The organism is bacterium, assembly GCA_030693425.1.
GTDB lineage: Bacteria > Patescibacteriota > Minisyncoccia > Minisyncoccales > GWA2-46-15 > GWA2-46-15.
In genome coordinates, this window is sequence record JAUYAM010000005.1 from 1 (window position 1) to 21,447 (window position 21,447).

23 protein-coding genes and 1 tRNA gene are annotated in these 21,447 nt (G+C 44.9%); 3 read left to right on the top strand and 21 right to left on the bottom strand.

What is annotated here, in order from left to right:
• The 10 genes from Q8N16_03495 to Q8N16_03540 all read right to left on the bottom strand — a co-directional run.
• A partial coding sequence (locus Q8N16_03495; GenBank protein ID MDP3093803.1) for an HD domain-containing protein occupies positions 1-411 on the bottom strand: 411 nt, incomplete at its 3' end.
• Positions 412-413: 2 nt separating this feature from the next.
• Entirely contained in the window at positions 414-980 is a 567-nt protein-coding gene (locus Q8N16_03500) for a hypothetical protein (GenBank protein ID MDP3093804.1), read from the bottom strand.
• 75 nt (positions 981-1,055) lie between these two features.
• Positions 1,056-1,529 (bottom strand): GreA/GreB family elongation factor, encoded by a 474-nt coding sequence (locus Q8N16_03505; protein MDP3093805.1) that lies wholly within the window; start codon positions 1,527-1,529, stop codon positions 1,056-1,058.
• Positions 1,530-1,944: 415 nt separating this feature from the next.
• Positions 1,945-2,136: a hypothetical protein gene (locus Q8N16_03510; GenBank protein MDP3093806.1), complete on the bottom strand. Its 192-nt coding sequence runs from the start codon at positions 2,134-2,136 to the stop codon at positions 1,945-1,947.
• 438 nt (positions 2,137-2,574) lie between these two features.
• Positions 2,575-3,852 (bottom strand): endonuclease Q family protein, encoded by a 1,278-nt coding sequence (locus Q8N16_03515; GenBank protein ID MDP3093807.1) that lies wholly within the window; start codon positions 3,850-3,852, stop codon positions 2,575-2,577.
• Positions 3,853-3,958: 106 nt separating this feature from the next.
• The gene (locus tag Q8N16_03520) at positions 3,959-4,294 is read right to left on the bottom strand and encodes a hypothetical protein (GenBank protein MDP3093808.1); all 336 of its coding nucleotides are present in this window, start codon (positions 4,292-4,294) and stop codon (positions 3,959-3,961) included.
• Positions 4,295-4,312: 18 nt separating this feature from the next.
• Positions 4,313-4,588, bottom strand: coding sequence for a hypothetical protein (locus tag Q8N16_03525; GenBank protein ID MDP3093809.1), 276 nt, complete (start codon positions 4,586-4,588; stop codon positions 4,313-4,315).
• 51 nt (positions 4,589-4,639) lie between these two features.
• The gene (locus tag Q8N16_03530) at positions 4,640-5,329 is read right to left on the bottom strand and encodes a TIGR00730 family Rossman fold protein (GenBank protein MDP3093810.1); all 690 of its coding nucleotides are present in this window, start codon (positions 5,327-5,329) and stop codon (positions 4,640-4,642) included.
• A gap of 444 nt (positions 5,330-5,773) precedes the next feature.
• Positions 5,774-5,846 (bottom strand) — tRNA-Arg (locus tag Q8N16_03535).
• A gap of 16 nt (positions 5,847-5,862) precedes the next feature.
• Entirely contained in the window at positions 5,863-6,552 is a 690-nt protein-coding gene (locus tag Q8N16_03540) for a methyltransferase domain-containing protein (GenBank protein MDP3093811.1), read from the bottom strand.
• Here Q8N16_03540 and Q8N16_03545 point away from each other — a divergent pair.
• Complete coding sequence (locus tag Q8N16_03545) at positions 6,551-8,242, top strand: tRNA uridine(34) 5-carboxymethylaminomethyl modification radical SAM/GNAT enzyme Elp3 (protein MDP3093812.1); 1,692 nt, start codon at positions 6,551-6,553, stop codon at positions 8,240-8,242. The two genes, Q8N16_03540 and Q8N16_03545, sit on opposite strands and share 2 nt — an antisense overlap.
• On the opposite strand, the gene Q8N16_03550 is transcribed toward Q8N16_03545, so the two are convergent.
• From Q8N16_03550 to Q8N16_03580, 7 genes are all read right to left on the bottom strand, one after another.
• On the bottom strand, positions 8,225-8,860 hold the full coding sequence (locus Q8N16_03550) for a M50 family metallopeptidase (protein MDP3093813.1): 636 nt from the start codon (positions 8,858-8,860) through the stop codon (positions 8,225-8,227). The two genes, Q8N16_03545 and Q8N16_03550, sit on opposite strands and share 18 nt — an antisense overlap.
• A 149-nt stretch (positions 8,861-9,009) precedes the next feature.
• Entirely contained in the window at positions 9,010-10,368 is a 1,359-nt protein-coding gene (locus Q8N16_03555; protein MDP3093814.1) for a L,D-transpeptidase family protein, read from the bottom strand.
• A 74-nt stretch (positions 10,369-10,442) separates the two neighbouring features.
• A complete protein-coding gene (locus tag Q8N16_03560) occupies positions 10,443-11,393 on the bottom strand; it encodes an NGG1p interacting factor NIF3 (protein MDP3093815.1) in 951 nt (316 codons plus the stop codon).
• A complete protein-coding gene (locus Q8N16_03565; GenBank protein ID MDP3093816.1) occupies positions 11,390-11,539 on the bottom strand; it encodes a hypothetical protein in 150 nt (49 codons plus the stop codon). The genes Q8N16_03560 and Q8N16_03565 overlap by 4 nt, the downstream gene beginning before the upstream one ends.
• Before the next feature lie 37 nt (positions 11,540-11,576).
• Positions 11,577-13,025: an RtcB family protein gene (locus Q8N16_03570; GenBank protein ID MDP3093817.1), complete on the bottom strand. Its 1,449-nt coding sequence runs from the start codon at positions 13,023-13,025 to the stop codon at positions 11,577-11,579.
• 10 nt (positions 13,026-13,035) lie between these two features.
• Positions 13,036-13,461, bottom strand: a complete 426-nt coding sequence (locus Q8N16_03575; GenBank protein MDP3093818.1) for a hypothetical protein — start codon at positions 13,459-13,461, stop codon at positions 13,036-13,038.
• A 21-nt stretch (positions 13,462-13,482) separates the two neighbouring features.
• Entirely contained in the window at positions 13,483-15,297 is a 1,815-nt protein-coding gene (locus tag Q8N16_03580) for an archease (protein MDP3093819.1), read from the bottom strand.
• 378 nt (positions 15,298-15,675) lie between these two features.
• On the opposite strand from Q8N16_03580, the gene uvrB reads away from it, so the two are divergent.
• Both uvrB and rpsT read left to right on the top strand, forming a co-directional pair.
• A complete protein-coding gene (gene uvrB / locus Q8N16_03585) occupies positions 15,676-17,679 on the top strand; it encodes an excinuclease ABC subunit UvrB (GenBank protein MDP3093820.1) in 2,004 nt (667 codons plus the stop codon).
• A 31-nt stretch (positions 17,680-17,710) separates the two neighbouring features.
• Positions 17,711-17,983 (top strand): 30S ribosomal protein S20, encoded by a 273-nt coding sequence (gene rpsT, locus Q8N16_03590; protein MDP3093821.1) that lies wholly within the window; start codon positions 17,711-17,713, stop codon positions 17,981-17,983.
• Here the strand turns inward: rpsT and holA are convergent.
• The 4 genes from holA to Q8N16_03610 form a co-directional block, all read right to left on the bottom strand.
• The gene (holA, locus tag Q8N16_03595) at positions 17,980-18,909 is read right to left on the bottom strand and encodes a DNA polymerase III subunit delta (protein MDP3093822.1); all 930 of its coding nucleotides are present in this window, start codon (positions 18,907-18,909) and stop codon (positions 17,980-17,982) included. The two genes, rpsT and holA, sit on opposite strands and share 4 nt — an antisense overlap.
• A gap of 34 nt (positions 18,910-18,943) precedes the next feature.
• On the bottom strand, positions 18,944-19,312 hold the full coding sequence (locus Q8N16_03600; protein ID MDP3093823.1) for a response regulator: 369 nt from the start codon (positions 19,310-19,312) through the stop codon (positions 18,944-18,946).
• 68 nt (positions 19,313-19,380) lie between these two features.
• The gene (locus tag Q8N16_03605) at positions 19,381-19,749 is read right to left on the bottom strand and encodes a response regulator (GenBank protein MDP3093824.1); all 369 of its coding nucleotides are present in this window, start codon (positions 19,747-19,749) and stop codon (positions 19,381-19,383) included.
• Positions 19,750-19,827: 78 nt separating this feature from the next.
• The gene (locus Q8N16_03610; protein ID MDP3093825.1) at positions 19,828-21,390 is read right to left on the bottom strand and encodes a PAS domain-containing sensor histidine kinase; all 1,563 of its coding nucleotides are present in this window, start codon (positions 21,388-21,390) and stop codon (positions 19,828-19,830) included.
• Positions 21,391-21,447: the final 57 nt, after the last annotated feature.

Here is a 21,447-nt window from a genome sequence, read left to right on the forward strand (position 1 = left end):
ACTTACTGCTTCTTTTCTTAGTTCTTGAGGTAAGTTTTGGAATAATTTTCTAAAGACTTCGTATTGTTTCGCATATTTCTTGTTATATCTTCTCTCTTTTCGGGCCTGAAAAAGACGACGCCATCTTTTAACAAATTCTGCTTTTTTCTTCTTATTTTTTGGTAAAAGCCCGGCATAAGGAGTAGCGTCGCCAAGATAAATCTTATAAATGTCATGAATCAGGGTCAGCTTAATTACTTTTTCTACATTAAGATTTTTATTCATTGCCCCAAAGACCCAAGCCATCATTGCCGAACGAAAAGTATGGTCAGTGGCACTGTCAGGATTTTTCACGCCATAGAAAGTTATCCCTTTCCTTTCTACATCCTTTAATTTACTAATTTCTAGAAAAAACTTAAGGATATTTCTCATGGTTAGTTCGAGTTTTTGGAAAAGCTTTCCAAAACTTTTCCCAACTCTTCGGCTTTATTAATATAAGTTACAACTCCTTTAATATCAAACTCAATTTCTGGCGGCAATTTACCGCCCCTCAACAATTCTTTTATTACAACTAACTTTTTCAAATTTCCTCTTTTAAATTGATAATTCCATTTAATGTAGGCTAATTCACTCAAAACCCCTGCGCTCAGTCCCAGGCAAATGCATATATCCGGCAAGGCCACCACATTATAATTTGTCCAAAACCAATTGAGCTCTTTTCTAATTTCATCTGCATATTTTATATATGGGCTGGCATGATCATTTGGCCAAGGTTCGGCCTTTCGGGGCCAAAGAATAACTAATTTTTTACCATTATTCTTTCTATAAGCTCTTGCCACTCCAGCTAACATGCCTTTATCACTATTTACCCATAATTCGCTTCCGCTTTCAGCTAAAATTTTCCCTATATTTTTTGCTTTTCTAACAAAAAAATCTGCTGGCCTCAGAGTAAGTTTGCTTAATTTCTGGAGATTGATTGGTCCGATTATGCCTATTTTCATTTCAATGCCATAAAATTAAAAACCAGGGGCAACCTAGTCTTAATTATACTGGAAATTCTTGAAATTGCGAAAAATTCACAGAGAGGGATATCTAATTTTCACGATTTTATAAGTGACTTTCGCTGGGGAGCCAATTACTACTTCTTCTCCTATCTTATGACCTAAAAGTGCTTTTCCTATTGGAGACTCGTTTGAAACTTTGCCTATATCAGGATTAGTTTCCGAAGTTCCAACAATCGTAAATTCATCGATTTGACCATCGACTTCAACTTGAACTTGAGCTCCCAAATCAATAACGCCTCTCTTTTCTTTTGGCGGCGCTGTTATGGGCTGGACGTTTTTTAAAATGTTTTCAAGCTCGACGATTCTCGTGTCTAACAATTCCAAGTCTTCCTGAAAAGCCAAAAATTCGGGATTAATGTCTTCCGAATGCAAAATCCGCGGCGATTCGCTGCTGATCCTGGAGAGTTTGAGCCTTTTGAGCTCCTGGTACTCATCCTTAATTCTTGCCAGCCCTTCTTTGGTTAGGAAAAACTTCTTGTTCAACATGATTGCCAATGGCATTCTACCCTTATAAAAAAGGTTGTCAACCCCGCACCAACTTTGCTGGATTATTAGATCGCGCAGCGCGGGCAGCGAACCCCGTACAAATCCTTTCAGGATTATACGGGGCAAGTAGCCGCTAAACGAAATTTGGGCGCCTGCCCCGTAGGGTCCCGCTGTAAGCGGGACTCCTTCGGGGAAGCGCTGCGCCCAATTACGGAGGGTTTGCCTATTCGGCAAGCGCACTTCGCAAGATGCTTTTCTGGTAAAGTTGGTGCGGGGTCAATACTTGGCGGTTTTAAAGATTAGGTCATGCTAGAACATAAACAACGGCGAGTCAAGATTCCTGAAATTGGCGGCCGATTATGATAAATATGCCAAAGAGAAAACGGGCCTTTTAAAGCCCGTCTTCTCTTTTAATTTATCTGCCGAATGATTGCCTCTTTTTTGAGTGGCAGTCTCTGCAGAAAATCGGTCGGTCGGGTGATGGCTCAAAGGGAAGCTCGGTGATTTTGCCTCCGCACTCTGAGCAAGTCCAGTCTCCCTGGTACATTTTCCTTTCGAAAGGCTTTCCTTCAAAAGATCTCCCGCCGGGATTGAATTTCTGAAACACGATATTTTTAAACCACGAATATTATCACTAATCTATGCACAGATAAATCCGTGAATAGAATTTGAGACTCTACTTGCGATTTCTTTATGTTGTAAAGCGACCTTTCCGGGTAGTAGAAACTCGGCTAATCTCTGATTTGCCGCAAAGCGGCATGTCGAGTCTTCACTACCTGGTTTGCCTGGAGTCGCTTAACTCGCTTCGTTTTTAGGCTAACGTGATTAAGTTATGATCTCTTTGGCGTTTCTAGCCTATCACAACCGTCTACTTTTGTCAACCCCGCACCAATTTTACTTCTGAATAATTTAGCTCAGTGCGCGCAGCGAATAGCTGCACCCTGAATTGGGGCGAAGCGCTGCGCCCAAGAAACGGGATGTGGCTATTCGCCACTCGCGCTTCGCGTGAAGCGTAAGGCGTAAAATTGGTACGGGGTCAACACCTTCAGAATAAGCTCTTTTGCTTGGAAATTGTTTTTTGCTCCCCCTGGCTGAAGATTCTGACTTTTCCATAGACGCCGTCAAAGCCCGGCTCAAAGATTAGTTTCCCCTGCCTGACCCTGGAAATGCCTTCAACCACTTCGGGTAAAGTGGCTGATGTTAATTCTGACGGATTCGCCTCAACCAAAATTTTAAATTCGCTCCCCAGTTTTTTAATTAAGCTTTGGTACTCTTCTTCTACTTTTTTAGCCCCGGGCAAAACTCCCAAAGCCTCGCCGATGATCTCTTTTAAAGGCACCAGGCTTTTGAAAGGGATGGCCCCTTCCGGAGCAATGCCTTCTGGCCTGTCTGCCAACTGCTCTACTCTGCTCAAAACCCCGATCGTCAAAGGCTTTCCGCACACAGGGCAGGTTCCTCCCGATTTTTTCGTTTCTGCCGGGGAATAAGAAATCCCGCAGGCCCGATGGCCGTCATAATGATATCTTCCCTCTTCGGGAAAGAACTCGATAGTATAGATCAATTTCAAACTTTGGCTTGTCTTTTTGATAGCCTTTATAATCTCCTGATAACTCAAGTCTTCTCCTTCAAAAACGTTGGCTTCCCGGCCGATTCTTCTCAAAGAGTGCGAATCGCTGTTGGAAATCAAAGTGTATTTATCCAGAGAAGAAAGCCTCCAGCACATTTTAGGGTCTGCCGACATCCCGGTTTCCAGGGCAAAAATATATTTTGAATATTCCTCGAAGCATTCCTCAACCGAATCGAATCCAGACTTAGAGCCGAATAAAGCGAACCAGGGAGTAAAAACGTGAGCCGGCACGACAATAGAAGCAGGAGAAGTCTGCAAAACGATTTTTAAAAGCTCCTTGGCATCCAATCCCAGAATCGGCCGGCCGTCAGCTTTGAGGTTTCCAATCCATTCAAGACGGGCATTGATTTTTTCCACGGCCTCAAAAGTAGGAGAAATAATTAGCAGATGGATCCTCCTGACCCGGTTGTTCTTACTGTAAATGCAGCTGATTTCCGCGGTTAAAATAAAACGGGTCTCCTCCCCTGACGCCCCGTTTTTGCCGAGGACCTGTTTTTTGACCTTAAAAAGGCCGGGTTCTGCCGGTTCTAATCCCTCTTTCAATTCCTTGAACCAAATCGGATGAGTAAAGTCTCCCGTTCCCAGAACCTTGATTCCTTTAATCTCCGCGAAGTTAGCAAGATTTCTTAAATTGAGCTCTTTTGAAGTCGCTCGGGAAAACCGGGAATGAATATGAAAGTCGATGATCGTTCTCATTGAAAAGGGTTTGTACTAGTTTTGGACAAAATTCTCGGACAGTTTCGCGAAACACCGGTTTTTAACGCAGAACTGACGCTGAACTAAACGCGGAACTGACGCTGAATTATTTTATCAGTTTAATTCCCAGGCCGGCGATTTGGCTGCCGCCGAGAATTAAAATGCCGGTGAAAATAGACCAGGCAACCAGATTTAGGGTTTTTGGCAGTGAATTGGCAGGAAGAAATTGGCCAAGCTCTGACCCCAAAACCCCGCTCAAATCAATTTCTCCGCCGAAGGCAGAAATCTTTGGGGTTTTGCCGGTTTTGACCGAGTCTAATTTGAAAATCTCCGGCACGGCTGTTTTCCCGGTAAAGATTCCAAATGAGGCGTACAATCCGTAAATAATTATTGCCAAGCCGGCCAAAAGCAAGAGCCAGCCGAAAACCTTCGCTAAGTTCATATGATTAGGCAAACAAATCTATAATTTATATACCTTATAGCCGTCTTTGACTTTCTGATCCACTTTCATGCCAACCGAGTCTCCTTTTTTGGCGACTTCTATTTTCTGGTGTTCGACTTCCATTGACTCGACTTTCTGGGTAAAGTCCACCTCTCCGCCGACAATCCTGATAGTGTCGCCTGTTTTCAGGCTCTCTAGAAGATCGATAACGGCAACGCCGGCCCGATCAAAATAGTGGGTCACTTTGCCGATTAATTCTCCTTCTTGAGGAGTTTCGCATTTGCCGCAGCTCATGTTTAAAAAGTTATGGTTTTTTTAAACGACCTTTCCCCCGTTGAACGGGGATCACACTGATTCGTGGCGCGCAAAACGGGCAGGAATCTTCTTTAAAATCTCGAAAGCCTGTTTTTCGTCGTCAACTACTTTCCAAAAAAAGAATTCTTTTCTGAAAATCGCCCGGTGCCTTTCCATCGGCACTCTTTCCAGCCACTTTTTCAAAGAGTCCCAATAACTCCTGCCGATAAGGACGATTGGGATCTGTTGATAGATTTTCTTGGTGACGACCAGAGTGGCGATCTCAAAAAACTCGTCTAAGGTGCCAAAGCCTCCGGGAAAAAACACATAAGCCTGGGCGGCGTGGGCGAGCATTACCCTTCTGACGAAAAGATAATGAAGGCAAATGCTTTCTTTGACATATCCATTTTTCTGCTCGCTTTTCCCCAACTCTAAATTAATGCCCACGGACCGGCCGCCCGCCTCGGCCGCCCCACGATTGGCCGCTTCCATCGCCCCTGGCCCGCCGCCGGTCAGAACGACGATGTTTTCTTTTGCCAAAAGACGCCCCAGCTTTCTTGCTTGCTCGTACTCCTTTTCTCCTGCCTTATCCAAATGGGAGCCGAAAATGGAAACTACCCGGTCGTCTTCAAACCTGTTAAGAAAGTTAAAGCCCTTCTGGAACTCAGCCATCATTCTTTTGAGGCGTTTTTTGTCTCCGGGATTATAATCGTAAAATGGAAAATCGTTGCGAGGTTTCATATTGATACCCCATTTTACCATAAAAACCATCTGTAAAAAACAAAAATCCCCGTCTAAAAGCCGAGAATCTTTGTTGAGGGGGAAATAGTCTTGATGAATTTGGCACGTCTTTTCTGATCCCGCCGGACATGGCAGGAAAGGTACCTTTAGTCTCCTTCACTAAAACTATTTGTCCTTAGAGAATAGTATCTCGCACCCCCTCAACTTTATCATAAACAAAAGGTAGTTTCTGTCAATAATTACTAACTCTATGCCGCCATAATTGAGCTTGTGTCTCTGGGCTGACTCGTCCGGTCATCCGACCGGACGCCCCGTCGAATGACGGGGCGAACCCACATGTGCCCCTGGGCTGATTCGAACCCCGTATAAATCTTTTCATTCCTGAAGCTTACAGCTTCGCGTCATGATGGCGATTATACGGGGCAGGCAGCCAATTTTGAATGATGCCCTCGAGAGGAATTGAACCTCTATGTCAGGCTCCGGAGGCCTGCACTTTATCCAATTAAGTTACGAGGGCAAAATCTCTCCGTAAATTATTGTTTTTTGGCGATTAAATAAAGATTGGCCATTGATCTGTCTTGCTTCCTAGCAACGCCTGTTTTTATTATCTCAAAACCCGAGCTTTTTACCAGCCGGCTGATTTCTCTTTTGCCGAAAACGTGGTAGTATCTCTGAACTTCGCTCCCCCAGGGAATAAAAATATCTCCCCAGTCAAGGCCCGATCTTTTAATTATCTTCAAAAAACTGTATTTTAAGATTAGGCCGATCCTACCTCTTAAGTCCCAGGCTGTCAGAAAAAGCAGGCCTTCGTCTTTTAAAACTCTTCTCGCTTCTTTTAAAAAAGCTTTCCTGAACTCCAAAGAAGGGATTTCGTGAAGGACGGCGACACTAAAAGTCTTATCAAAAGATTTGTCGGCAAAAGGCAATTTCAGGGCATCGGCAACGAGAAAACTATTATTCGGACAGCGCTTTTTCGCTTCCTCTATCTGGGCAAAAGAGTTATCAATGCCTGTGTAGTCTACTCCTTTACCAGCGTATAGGTCCAGGAGCCGGCCGTTACCGCAGCCAATGTCTAGAATTTTGTTGCCATCTTTGGCAAAGCCCTGAAACACCGTAACCAGTTCGGGCCAAAACCGACTGCGGGTTCGGGAAAAGTCCGGGGCGATCCGGTTAAAATCGTTTTTTGTCTCTTCAAGTATTTGTTTGGCTAATTCTCGTTCCATGGATTTAAAAGAAAGTTTCGTCAAAGACTTGATTAAAAATGAGGTTGTAAAACCAGCGGACTTGGCCTTGCTAAAAAGAAGGTTTGCCAAAAAACACCGCCTCTCCTGCCCGAAAAACTCTGCTCTCCTTAAAACCTATCACGATTTACTCAAACAAAAAAGGGTTAATAAAAACAGCTCTCTGGAACGGCTTTTGTGCACAAGGGAAATGCGTTCGTTATCGGGAATAGTTTCTGTTTCTGTTTTAACCAAGCCCTGGCCTTGCCCTGGACGCTGCCTTTACTGCCCCGACCAAAAAGGCCTGCCAAAAAGCTATCTTCAAGGAGAGCCGGCGGTCATGAGAGCCGTGGCTAACAAATTCGACCCTTATCTTCAGGTTGAAGCAAGGTTAAAATCCCTGGAAGCCACCGGCCATACAACCGCAAAAATAGAATTGATCATTATCGGCGGCACCTGGTCGTTCTTGCCGAAAGAATACCAGGAATGGTTTGTCAAAGAATGCTTTCGCGCCGTAAATAATTACGGCTCAAATCCCAAATCTCCGCCAGAGGCGGACCAGCCGAAGGCTGGCAAAACTTCCACCTTCGCTAAAGTCTTCGACCCTGAGAGCTCAGACCGAAGGGCTTCGGTGGGCAGGCAAAATTTATTCAAAGAACAGCGAAAAAACGAAAACGCCAAGCGCAGGATTATCGGCATCACTGTTGAAACCCGGCCGGATTTCATCGACGGAAAAGAGGTTAAAAGATTGAGGGAATTGGGCGTTACCCGGGTCGAGCTGGGAGTCCAAAGCCTTGACGATAACGTTCTTAAAAAGAATCTCCGGGGCCACAATGTTTCAGAAACCGCTAGGGCGACCAAACTTTTGAAAGACGCCTGTTTTAAAATCTGTTACCATATGATGCCTAATCTTCTGGACTCTGATTTAAAAAAGGATGAAAAGATGTTTGCCGAGTTGTTTAATAACCCTGATTTCCAGCCGGACTTTTTAAAGATTTATCCTTGCGTCGTCGTCAAGCAAGCTCCGCTTTATCGGCTTTGGTTAAAAAAGCGATATAAGCCCTATACCGACCGCCGGTTGGTTGATCTTTTGGTTAAGGTAAAGCAGAAAATTCCCCGCTACTGCCGCATCATCAGAATTTACCGCGACATCCCCTCGCCCCAGATTATCGCCGGCAGCAAAATCTCAAATCTCAGGCAGGTAATCGCTCAAGAATTAAAAAAACAAAGAAAACAATGTTCTTGTATACGCTGCCGCGAAGTCAGGGGAAACTTTTCAATAAAAGACAAGTTAAGGCTTTTCCGCCAGGATTATACGGCTTCCGGCGGCAGAGAAATATTTTTAAGCTACGAGGACAAAAAAAGGCAAAAGCTTTTTGCTCTTTTGCGCCTCCGCCTCAAACTGTGGAAGGTCCGACCTCCCACAATCTTTCCGGCGCTGAAAAACGCGGCCATTATCCGCGAGGTTCACACTTATGGTCGGGCGATCGGCTTTAACGAAAAAACCGCAGCTTCCCCGCAACACCGAAGCTTGGGGAGAAATCTCATTAAAGAGGCGGAAAAAATCAGCCGGGAGCAGGGTTTTAAGAAAATCGCGGTTATTTCGGGAATCGGCGCCAGGAATTATTACCGAAGGCTCGGCTATCGTCTCAAAAACACCTACATGGTAAAAAGCTTAGCGCCTGAGAAGTAATCTTAAAAAGTAAAAAGGGAGGGATATCGTCAAGAAAAAAACTTCAAAACCAACCCCTGCTGACAGAGGCGTCAAAAGATAGCTGCGGAAAAAAATTCCCAGGGCAGGGCCTCCTTTTAGAAACCAGGTTAGGACAAGAGCAAGCAAAAGCGCCAGACTGGCGTTTTTTAAATCCTGAAAAGAAGGAACGAGGCAGATAATAATGGAGATATTAAGATAGGCGAAAAGCCAGAATTTCCAATTTAGCCAGTTTAAAACAAACCATTTTAAAAACCCGGCGCTAGCGACCGGCAAAGGAAATTGAAACAAAGAAGATAAGGCCAGAACGGCAGCTAAGCCGCCGAAAACCGGGGCAAGGGAAACCAAAATTTCCCCCAAAATCGGAAGTTTGGGCTCTTCGTGAGCAACATAACCTCCGCTGGAAGAAAACAAATTAATCTCGCGGATTTTAGCCCCGGCGACCAGGCAAGCCAGGGCGTGAGAAAATTCGTGAACTATCACGCCCGGAACAAGAAAAAATCGGTATTTCCTGCCGGTAAAAATCTTTTGCCAGATTTCGTCCAAAGCGAAGCTCAAGCCGAAAAACAAAACCAATAAAATAAAAAACTTGGTAATCATATTTTAAGGATTCTTCTTTTTTAAATACTCTCTGGAATTTGATTTAAAACGGGATCTCAAGACGGCCTTTTTATAGATAAAGCGATCTGGCGTTCTGAAAGCTGTTTTTCCTTTTTGAGCGCGGTTGGAAGAATAGTTTTTCATTGGAGTTAAGGACGATTAAAATAATTTTCCTTCAGCCAGTCAATAATCGCCAGAGTTTCTTGTTTCAGGTTTTGTTCCCCTTCTTCAAGGCCCGGCGCGCCAAGAATGATAATGACGATTCTCCGTTCAACTTCTCGCTTTGTCAAAAATCGGAAAACGAAAAGGCCGTTATAATCAGACGCCTTAATATAACCTGTTTTTCCGCCGATAAAATCCGGCTCGTCGAAAAACAGATTTTTGTTTTTCAAGCTTAAAAAGCGGTTTTTGCCGAAAATGCGCACTTCTTCTCCCCTGGCGATTCTCCAAAGCAATGGCCAATTATTGGAAACGTAGCGCGCCAGATAAAACAAGTCTTTGGCCGTCGAAACATTACCGGGGTCATAGCCGTGGGGGTCAACGAATCGGCTGTCAGGCATCATGATCCTCGCGGTTTTATCGTTCATCAGCTCCAGCGTCCGGTCAATGCCGAAATACGCCGACAAGACCAGGGCGGCGTCGTTTGAAGATTCAACCAAAAGCGGATAAAAAAGTTCGGCCACTTTAAAGCGGGCGCCCGGCGTCAAGCCAGTGGTCGAGCCGAAAGCGTCGAGCATATGCTTTTTTACCGACAACGACGTGTTGAGAGCGGCGTTTTCCGAAAGAGTCGTCGCGGTTATCAGCTTTGTCAGAGAAGCCACGGGAAGCTTCTCTTCGATATTCTTTTCGGCAAAGACAAAGCCGGAATCAAGGTCAGCGACCAAATAACTTTTAGCCGCAGTTTTGGGCATGGGCGCCGGCTTTTTTCTTGGATAGCGGAAAGTGTCGTTGCTCTTGTCAATCACCAGAACCGGTATTCCTTTGGTGGATTCTTCATAAACCGCTTGGGCATCTGCGTCAGTCATCTGGACACAGCCGCCTGAATTTTCGGAAATAAATTTCTGGCCGTTGGCGTCGTACGGCTCGCCGTGAAGGTAGTATTTACCGTAAAAGTTCACTGCCCATGGCATAAAAACTAAAGCGGTGTTGGAAAAATTACTTTTCGCCTTGAAAATCACCTCGTTTAAGCCGGCGGCCGTGCCGCCCCATTCCATCGGATCTCCCCAACGCAAAATCGGCACAATCTTTTCCGGCATGTCCTTCTTGTAAATAGCAACTTCTTTTTTTTCCAGGTTTACTTCCAACCAATTACTTTTTTCAATCGAAAGTCGGTTTCGGAAAACGCTAAAATCCGGCAAAAATTCAGGCCGCCGGAAAAGCCGGGCGGTGTTGACGAAAGAAGATTCCAGTAAAGAAAATTCCAGATTTAAATCCGCCGCCTGCCATTGCAAAAAACAGGCGCAAACAACTGCCGTGGCAATCAGGATTAAATATGCTTTCTTTCCCATTCATTGATTTTAACAGATATTAAAGAGAAATCGAAAACCCGCTCTCGCGGGCCTAAACTTCTTTTCCAACTGTTCTAAATTCTTGAAACGCGGATCAGCCCCGAACAAGGGATAATCTCGATCCCCCGTTTTTGCAACTGGTCTAAAAAGAGGTTAACTCCTAAAGAGTCTGTGGAAATGTGACCGGCGATGACGACGTTGACGTTGGCGGCTTCGGCTTCTTTCCTGCCCTCTTCGGAAATGTGCATGCCGACAACCGTGCCAATGCCGGCAATAGCCATTTTTTCAAATAGCTTAGGTGAGCCTTCGGTGCCGCCTGCCACTTCGGTCAAGGCGATTTTACCGCATCGGTTTTCGGGGTTGCCGACAAAAATCTTTGGGCCTGCTCCTACTTTGACCGCCTCGCGATATTCTGGAATTTCTTTCAGAAGCTTGAGCAAGTCTTCCAGCCGTTCTAGGCTTTGCGCCTGGGTCTCAATTTTATCTTTAAGAAACTTGGCTGCTAAATTATCACAAACAGTATGCAAGCACATCAGGTTAAAACCCAAGAGCCTGGCTGCGTCCACTACTTGCTGATGATTTATCGGCCCAACTTTTCTGGCTACCTCAGAGATCCTTTCCCGCATCAGTCCCTCGGCCACGTTGATGGGTACGCCGTAAAGGTTTAAAACGTCGCACTGCAGTTCCATGACCTCATGAAGGTCGGCTAAGGCCCTCCCTAAAGGATGATGGCCGATAATAAGATCAATGTTTCCCAGTTCTTTTGCCAGAAGGATCTCAGCCGACTCAATATCAATACCGACCAAAACTCTCTTGACTTCTTTGTCATTGGCAATATGCAAGACCCGGGTGTCCGAATAGGGGTTAGTCAGGGCTTCTTGATCAAACTCTTTTTTCTCCGCTTCAGATAGCTTTTCGAATTTCTCCCTTCCCCGCGAAAGGAGTCTGGCTACGGTTTCTGGGGAGCGAAGATCCGCTCCTTTTCCTATCTCAATCGCCAGATTGTAAATTTCTTTTGTCTTCATGTTTTAATAATAACTTTAGAAACTTTTTGACAGAGCTCGGCGATTAGTTTTTCCTGTTCTTTTAAAATTAAAACCTGCCGGCGGATTCTCGCCTTTTCCCTGCGAATAAACTTCCTGGTTGATTTTGACAGTCTCTTTTTCTCCATTTTTAGTTTTAAGCCCAAAACATAACATCTTAAACTTCTATTCTCCTTTAATTACTGCCAGGGGCACTAGCCTGGCTACCTTTTTTGAGAGGCCGGCCTGATGGACAACCTCGACAATGTCATCTATGTCTTTATAGGCTAAAGGCGCTTCTTCGGCAATACCGCGCAAGCTCTGGCATTTAACAATGATCCCTTTTGAGTTTAATTCCCTGACGACCTGCTCGCCGGTAATAGTTCTCATTGCCTGGTGGCGCGACATGGTTCTGCCCGCCCCGTGATTGGTTGAGAAAAACGATTGCTCTCCTTCAGCTGTGCCAACAAGAATATAAGAGGCAGTGCCCATGGAACCGGGGATCAAGACCGGTTGGCCAACTCCGCGATACCTCTCAGGCACCTCTGGATGGCCCGGTGGAAAAGCACGGGTCGCACCCTTGCGATGAACAATTAACTCCACCTGTTTACCATTCAATTGATGTTCTTCTTTCTTGATAATATTGTGGGCAACGTCATAAAGCTGCTCCAAACTATCTTGGGAATCGTCAAAAACAGTTTTCCAAGCCTTTCTGACAAAGTGAGCGATCATTTGCCTGTTGGCCCAGGCAAAATTGGCGGCTGAAGCCATCGCAGAGAAATACCTCTGCCCGTCTGGAGAACTAAAAGGAACACAAGCGAATTCCCGGTCAGGAACTTTAATTTTGTATTTATTCTCCATCAAAGGAATGAATTCCCGCAAATAGTCAGTGCAAACCTGGTGGCCGAGGCCCCGAGAACCGCAATGAACCATAATGACTATCTGGTCTAAAAACAACCCGAAGGCCTGCGCCGCTTTTTGGTCAAAGATTTCAGCCACTTTTTGAAGTTCCAAAAAATGATTGCCCGACCCGAGGGTGCCAACCTGGTCGCGGCCGCGACTTTTTGCCTGCTGGGAAACGACGTTAGCTTTTGCCCAAGCCAATCTGCCCGAAGCCTCGCAATGCTCTAAGTCCTGGACAACTCCGAAGCCCTTTTCTACCAAATAGTGAGCTCCACCTTCCAAAATGCGGTCTATTTCTGAATTAGAAAGCTTAATTTGCCCGCCTCGACCCAGGCCAGAAGGCACCTGTTTTTGGATTTCTCCAGTCAGTTTGTCTAAATGGGGCTTTATTTCTTTTTCGGCAAGCCGCGATTTTAACAACCTCATTCCGCAATTGATGTCGAAACCGCACGCACCAGGAGAAATAATTCCCTGATCTAAAGACATGGCGCCGACAAACCCGATCGGCACCGAATAGCCTTCATGCATGTCAGGCATTGCCAAGGCGTATCTGACAATCCCTGGCAGAGTCGCCCCATTGACGAGCTGATTCAAAGATTCGTCGCGAAAAACTTCATCGAGGGATTTTTCCGAAATGTAAAAACGGGCTGGTGCCTTCATGTCGTTCCTAAAAGACCGGGGAATTTCCCAGAGAAAATCGGTGATCTTGATTAAATCTCTTCTAGAAAGCATTTCTGATCTTCTAACTAATTATTCCCGTATCAATTTTTTCGACCGTCCCCTTTTTGCATTTGGGACAAATTTGTCCGGCTGATTCTTGAACGGTCTTGATGTTTGCCCTACCACACTGAGGGCACTTTTTTCCTTCTTTAACAATGTCGAGTCGAAATTGATCCAGACAATCAAGGCAAACGCAATTTGAATCAAAGCCGGTGCGAGTGTCAATCAGTTCTTTCTTTTCCGGAGTGATTTTGGCGGACTCGCGCAAAAGCCAGGCAAAAACCTCTCCCGATTCGAGGCCGAGAACTTTAGCGATGGTGAAAGCTTCGGCTGGATGGGGGCAGATTACTTTTTCGCCCTTTTCGTTTTTGACATACATTACCCCTCCCCAGCCTCGCGGAAAGACAAAATCGCACTGGTTGCATTTGAATTCAAAAATCTGTGGCATATTTTTAGCTTAGTTTTTTAATTAAACGTCAAAAAGAACGGTCGCCTCCCAGGAACCTTCTTGATTCTGGTGAATATCTAAACCGTGATAGGTCGCCCCCTTAATTTGTACCCCCATTTGCTTTAGCTTCCTGCCAGATAATTCTCCCTCCAGTCGTTTTTCGGATAACTGAGCCAACTCAACTCCGTCATAAATTTCTTGGTTGGCTTCGCAAAGGCAAATGACTCTGCTCAGGAAATCGACTAGAAGAGTCGCTGAATCAAACGAATCGATTTCTATTTTGCGTTCGACGACTTCACCGTTTTCGTCCGATTGATAATCGGCCGCAGCGAACATTCCCAGCATCGCATTCTGAAAAAGATCTTCTCTGGTTTTCCCGAAAACCCTGATCTTTAAATCCGCTTTATGCTCTAGAATCTCATACTGCTTCTCAACCTCCTCTAATACCACTTTTTGACGGCCGTTCAAAAGTGGTAGCGACGACTCTTGATATTTTTGAAGCTTCCGCATCTCTTCTCTCACTACCTGACGGTCGTCCCAGGTAATTTGTTTGCCATTGGCCAGGCACATTGATGGTTCGCAACCCTTGCCGGTAATTATCACCGTGTCGCCTGGCTGTGCTAAGCCCAAGGCCTTACTTATCGCTTGTCTCCTGTCTAAAATAACCTTTGTATCTTGTATCTGGTATTTAGTATTTTGTATCCCTTTTTTGATATCATCTACAATTTCTTGCGGATTTTCATCGTAGGGGTCTTCGTTGGTCAAAATGATTTGGCCGCAATGTTTGGCGGCGATCTGGCCCAAAACTGGCCTTTTCCATTTATCTCTGCCGCCGCCGCAAGAACCGAGAACGCAGATTAACTTTGTATCTGGTATCTGGTATCTGGTATCTGGTATGCGACGAGAGACAAGAGTTTGGTAAACTTTTTCTAAAGCGACTGGGGTGATGGCATAATCCACAAAAGCCTTAAAGGGCGTGAAAATAACTTCTTCCATTCTTCCCGGAACGCCCTTGAATCCTTCGAGAGCCTTGCGGCAGGCTTCTAAATCTATGCCTTGGGACCTAGCCACGGCGATGGCGGCCAAGGCATTGTAAATATTAAACTCTCCCAGAAGCCCTAAGTTAAATTCTGTATTTCCCGTAAAAAATCTGAGACCATCTATCGTTGCGCAATTTGTCGCTTCAATAAACTTTAAGTTTTCAGTTGTGGTTTTACGCTTTGCGCTTTGCACTTTACGCTCTATACTGTATCCCCACTTCTCCCTCGCTCTGAATCGATTGAAATAATCTATGTTTTCATCATCTAAATTCAAAATGTGGATGCCCCTGCAGGCCTTGAACAGTTTTCCTTTCACTTCCCGGTATTTCTCAAAAGAGCCGTGGCTTTCAATGTGTTCCAAGCTCAGATTGGTGAAAACCACCGCCTCAAAACCGATGAACCTATGCCGGTGCTGTGCAATTCCTTCTGAGGTGATTTCTAAAACCGCGTATTGGCAGCCGGCCTTGACCGCCCTGCTCAAAAACTGCTGGACAAAAAACCGGCCGGGCAAGGTCATGCGTTTGTTATTAACTTCTTCTTTGCCGGCAATGCAAAATCTAATTGAGGACAAAGAGGCGACTTTAAAACCTGCCTCTTCCAGGATTGCCGCCATCATCGCCACTACGGTTGATTTTCCGCTGGTGCCGGTAACGCCGATAGTTTTAATCTTCCTGGAAGAAAACCCGTAAATTAAGGCTGCCAGAAAAGCCAGAAAGAAATGGTAAAAATCCAGCAAAAAGGCCGGTGAAACCTTTTTAAGAAAGCTTTTAAACTGGTAAAATAATGTCGATGTCATTGTTTTATCTATTTTATCTAAAATCCGAACAATTTGCTAATTGATAATTTGAATTAGGCCATGCCCCGTAGGAAATTACCTGCCCGCCGAACAAACCAAAATTTTAGGGCGAGCGGTTTAAGTTAGTTGATAATACGCGGCGCAGATTAAATGTTCTTTAGTCTTATATCGAAATTTTGGATCGGCTTTGGCAGGCGGGAAATATTTTCGTAATCAATAGTTTAACCTTTATTATTCTATTTGCCAAAATTTAAAAGTTTTTAAGGGTTTTCTTGATAAAAACATTTTTTAGAATTATGTTTTATACCCCGTATCCAAAATTAACTAGTAGGGCTAATATGCAACAAATTACTCCTTTTTGGTTAGGCCTTTGAGAATATGAACGTAAAACATAATCATTTCCTACGGGGCGTGAATTTCAAGCTCTCTTCCCCATTCAAGCCCGCCGGCGATCAACCGCAGTCAATAAAGAAATTGGCGGTTAATCTTGAAGCCGGCGCCAAGCACCAGGTGTTTTTGGGAGTTACCGGATCTGGCAAAAGCTATGTGATGGCCAAGGTGATTGAAAACCTTCAGAGGCCGGCTTTGATCATCGAGCCGAATAAAGTTCTGGCAGCCCAGCTCTACCAGGAATTCAAAGAGTTTTTCCCAAAAAGCCCTGTCCACTATTTTGTTTCCTATTACGACTACTACCAGCCCGAATCTTACATTCCCCAGACCGATACCTATATCGAAAAAGACGCCAGCATCAATGAAGAAATTGACCGGCTGCGCCATCAGGCGGTCCAGGACCTGCTTTCTTTTAAGGAAGTTATTGTCGTCGCTTCCGTTTCCTGCATCTACAACTTGGGTTCGCCGGCAACCTACAGCAACATTGTTCTAGAAATAAAACCCGGGCAGGATATTTCCAGAAAAGATTTCTTGAAGCAACTGATTTTTCTGCAGTACCAGCGCAATGACATCGACTTGAAACCGGGCGCTTTCAGAGTCAGGGGAGACATTGTTGAAATTCGTCTGGTAACCGGCAGAGAAACTCTGCGGGCCGAATTCTGGAGAGACGAGATCAACAGCCTCTATGTTTCAAAGGATTCTCTGCTATCGGATTATAAGCCCTTATCCAATAGTTATCTGCTCTACCCCGCTAAGTTCTGGGTAACTCCAGAGTCAAAACTTAAAACCGCTATAGAGAATATTAAACTCGAGCTTGGAGAAAGATTAAAATTCTTGAAGAAGCAAAAGAAACTCCTCGAAGCGGAACGGCTGGATCAGAGAACCAACTTTGACCTCCAGATGATGCTGGAAACCGGCTACTGCCACGGCATTGAAAACTATTCGCGGCACCTTGAGTTCCGGAAACCCGGCCAGGCCCCTTTCAGCCTTTTGGATTATTTCCAGCTGGCCAATCCAAATTTTCTGGTCTTTATCGACGAATCCCACCTGACCTGCTCTCAGATAAAAGCGATGTCGGTCCAGGATCGAGCCAGAAAGAAAATCCTGATCGAGTACGGCTTCAGGCTGCCGTCGGCTGTAGACAACCGCCCCCTGACCTATCAAGAGTTTGAGAACAAAGCCACCCAGATTACTTATGTCTCGGCCACTCCAGGCGACTTGGAAATAGCTAAGTCCGGTAGAAAATATTATGTCGAGCAGCTGATCAGGCCGACCGGGCTTTTAGAGCCGGAAATAGAAATTAGGCCGACGAAAAACCAAATAAAGGATTTAATTGAAGAGATAAGGCGTAGGGTCGATCATAAACAGAGGGCCCTGGTCATCACTCTGACCAAAAGACTGGCCGAAGATCTTAACGATTTTTTCAGAGACCAAGGAATCCGCAGCCACTGGCTTCATTCAGAAACCAAAACTTTGGAAAGGCCAAAAATACTTAAAAATCTGAGGCTGGGAGAAATCGACGTCCTAGTCGGAATCAATCTGTTGAGAGAAGGCTTGGATCTTCCCGAGGTCTCTCTGGTGGCAATCCTAGACGCCGACAAAGAAGGTTTCCTGAGGTCTCAAAACACCCTGATCCAAACCATGGGCAGAGCTTCCCGGAATCTTCAAGGGAAAGTTATCCTCTACGCCGACAAAACCACCAAGTCTATGGGCCTGGCGATCAAAGAGATAAAAAGAAGGAGAAAAATCCAGGCAAAATACAACCTGGAGCACAAGCTGTCGCCGAGAGCAATCTCAAAAGCGGTGCGCGACTGGCCGTTTGCCATCATAGAAGAAAAACAGGTTGAAGCCGAATTTTGGGGCATTTACGACCGGCAGTTACTTGAGAAAGAAATGAAAGAGGCGGCAAACAACCTTGATTTTGAGAGAGCGGCAAAGATCAGAGATATCATCAAGAAACTCCAGAAACCCTTGTCCAAAACCGCCAAATAGATTATTATAGTTCTGAAGCTAAATCCAACTTATGGCTATCACCAAGTCGGCGAAAAAGGCTTTCCGCCAGAGCCAAAGGAGAAGAAGACAAAACCGGATTAACACCGAAAACATCAAGAAACTCGAAAAGAAAATCGAATCGCTTTTGGCTGAGAAAAAAACAACTGAGGCAAAGAGCCTCCTGCCCAAAATTTCAAAAGCTCTGGACAAAGCCGCCAAAAGAGGAGTCATCAAAAAAAATAAGGCCTCGAGGAAAAAATCAAGGATCAGTCAGCTGATAAAGAGATCTGAAGCTAAAACCTAGATCTCGGAAATCAAGAGCTCTAAACCCTGCCGGGGAGAGATTTTCCCGGTTTTTATTTTCAGATCGATTTCTAGAATCTTGGAATAGATTTTCTTTAATCTCGAGAAAGCAAATTTCTGGGCGAGAAAATAGCACTTCCTGGCAACAAAATCATTGAGCCCGGAATTCCTTAAAGGCTTGCCTTTCTCTAAAAGGTCTTTGACTATCAAGAGATTCCGGAATTGGTAATTGATCATCGCCAAAAGATACGCCGGCGAATCCCCTTCGTCAAAATGCTGGCCAGTTAATTCTAGGGCTTTCCGCCGGTCCTGGGTAGCGACGGCGTCGATGGTTTTGAAAATATTGGCCGCGACCTCTGGCGTTGCCAATAGCTCAACGTCTTCTGGCTCAATCTTTTTACCTTTTTTAAAACTGGCTAGTTTTTTCAGCTCGTTCGAAAGCCTCCAAGAATCATTGCTAAAATAAACGACCAGTTTTTCAATGGCTGATGAGCTGATTTCAGCTCCCAGTTTCTCAGCCTCTTTCTTGAGCCATTGTTTTAAAGATTGCCCGTCCAACAGCTTGAACTCCTGGAATTTAGCGGTTTTCGTCAGAAAGCTGAAGAGACTGCCGCGACGGTCTAGATCCCCGGGTTCAAAGAAAACCAAGATGTCGTCGCCTAGATTCCGTTTGTTTTTGATCATGTAGTCCAGAAAATCCTTGCTCAAATCAGAGTTCAAAAAGACGTTCTCTAAGATGAATAGTTTTCTCTCGGCAAACATCGGAACGGTTTCCAGCTTTTCTTTGAAAGCAAGAAATTCGTCTTCCTGGAAATCGCAGTAAAATAAATTGAGTCCGCTGCGGCGGACTTTCCGATACTGGTCAATAATTTCATTGAGCTTTAACCTGGCCCGAAAACTATCTTGGCCGTAAAGAAAAATTATCATCTGTTTTATGAAGTTTTTTGGGGTGCCAAAGGTTCTACTTGAGAATAGCGGTGATCTTTTCAACGATTTCCCCCGGAGCAAAATGAGCCTTGATCAGATAATCGGTCGCTCCGAGCTTTAATCCCCGCTCAATGTCTTCTTTCTGGCCGAGGTTCGAGAGAATTATCACCGGGATCCCGGCCGTCTCTTGATCCTGCCTAATTCTGGTCAGGGCCTCAAAGCCGTCGATGCCGGGAAGGATCAAATCCAATAGAACCAAGTCTGGTTTCTCAGACTTGATGGCCTTGACCCCGCTCTCGCCGTCGGTTGCCTCGGAAATTTGATAACCCTCGTTCGTTAGTTTCCTGATGATTAACTCCCTTAAGAATTTGTCATCCTCGACAATTAGAATCTTTTTAGGCATATTATTTAACTCTTTATTAATTCCACTTTTAAGAATTTTCGACCCCTAACATACGTTCTTATTAAGCTTTACTCCCCGAATAAACTCTTTACTTTTTCAGCCAACTCCTGGGGGTCAAACTCCGTCTTTATCAGCCAGTCTTTAGCTCCCAATTCCTTGATCCGGCTGATCTCCACCGGCTGGCCGGAATTGGAAATGACGATCAGGGGAATCTTTTTTAAATTATCGTCTTTTCGAATCTCTTCCATAACCGAAAACCCGTCCATTTTGGGCATAATTAAATCCAGCAGGACCATGTCCGGCCTTTCTTCTTTCATCTTTTTCAAACCTTCCTCCCCGTCTCTCGCCAGGGAAATCTGGTAGCCACGGGCAACCAGCTTCCTTTGCAGCAGATCCAGCATAATCTCTTCATCCTCTATGATTAAGATCTTTTTCATAAAATTAAAGTGGGGTGATTTCTTATTTAATATGGCTGTTTTAATTATAGCAGAAAACGGGCAAGGATAAAAGCTATTTTATTGTTTAGCCTTGGAATCCGCTTTTGGCAAAGTGAAATAGAAAGTCGTTCCCTTGTTCTGTTTTGAAGTAAAGCCGATTTTCCCGCCGTGGCTCTCGATGATATTCTTTGCCATATAAAGGCCGAGGCCGCTGCCGGCCGGCTCGGTCAGGACGGCTTCGCTGGCGCGGAAGAATTTGGTAAAAACCCTTTTTTGCTCGTTGTCGGCAATGCCAATGCCCGTGTCCTGAACTTCTGTCCTGACTTCGTTGGCCGTTTCTTTCAAGGAAACGGTGACTTTGCCTCCTTTTGGTGTGTATTTAAAAGCGTTGTCTACCAGGTTTTGGACGACCAACTTTAATTTTTCCTCGTCAGCGAAGACCCGAATGGGTTTTTTGGCCGGCTTAAGGAATTCGAGTTTTATCCCTTTATTCCTGAAATCGCTGCCGATGAACTCGATTGTCGACTGGCAAATCTCCACCATATCGGCCAAGACCGGATTGATAACGTACTTGCCCTCTTCAATCCGCGCCAGGTTCAGAAGGTCGTTGATAAGAGTGATCATTCTTTCGTTCGATTGATAGGTTTTCTCGACGATGTCTTTCTGTTCTTTGGAAATCTCCCCGATGTCGCCGTCCAAAAGCATTCTCAAGCTCCACTTTATCGCCGAAAGAGGAGTTCTGAGCTGATGGGCGGCCAGGGAAACGAATTCCGTCTTGAGTCTTTCGATCATCTTTTCCCTGCTGACGTCGTGCAAGACCACCAGATCGCCCAAGTCGCTGGCGCCGCTTTTCATCGGTATCGCTGAAACCTCAAAGATAATCTCTTTTGTGACGGCAAACTCCTTCCTAAAAACTTCCTCGATACTCTCTCCCAGAAAATTGATCAGAGATTTTACTTCCGGAAAACCGGCAATCTCTTTAACCAATTTGCCTATTAATTTTTCTTTACTAATTTTAAAAAAGTCTTCAGCCTTGGGGTTTATCAGTGTCAATCGATGATTCTTATCAAAAAAAAGGAGGCCGTCGCTGAAGTTGGTAATGACCGCCTGGGTCTTATCTTTTTCCTCTTCGGCCCCGCGTCTTGCTTCTTCAGTGTCTTCAAGGATGTTCAAAAGGGCTGCCTGAACTTTTCTTAATTCCTCCTCGGTTTTCTTGATGCCGCTCAAATTAAAAAGCCCTAAAAAGTAGCCTATTGGTCTTGACTGCTCGTCAACACGAACCCTGGTGAAAACTTGAGTGATTATGGCGCTGCCGTCTTTTCTCAATATCGACAGCTCTTTAGCGGCAACCACCCCTTTAGAAAAAGTCTCTTTGGCTAATTTGGCAACCTCTTGTTTATCAAAAATCTTTTCAACCGATTCGCCGATAATCTCTTCGCTGGGAAAACCAGAAACTTTTTCAAAGGCTGGGTTTGTCTCTAAGATTACCCCCAAGGGACTGACAAAACATATGGGCAAGGGGGAAAAATTTAAAAGACCATTGATATAGTCTTCTAAGGACGCTAAGTCCGTCAACAAAAGAGAAATCTTTTTGTCTTTGTCTTCTCCTCTAACCAATCTTCTAAAGTCAAAAGGGTTCATTTTAAATCTTTCTCGCTAAAAGGTTATCTGAGGCCGCCTGATGAATGCTCCGCAACT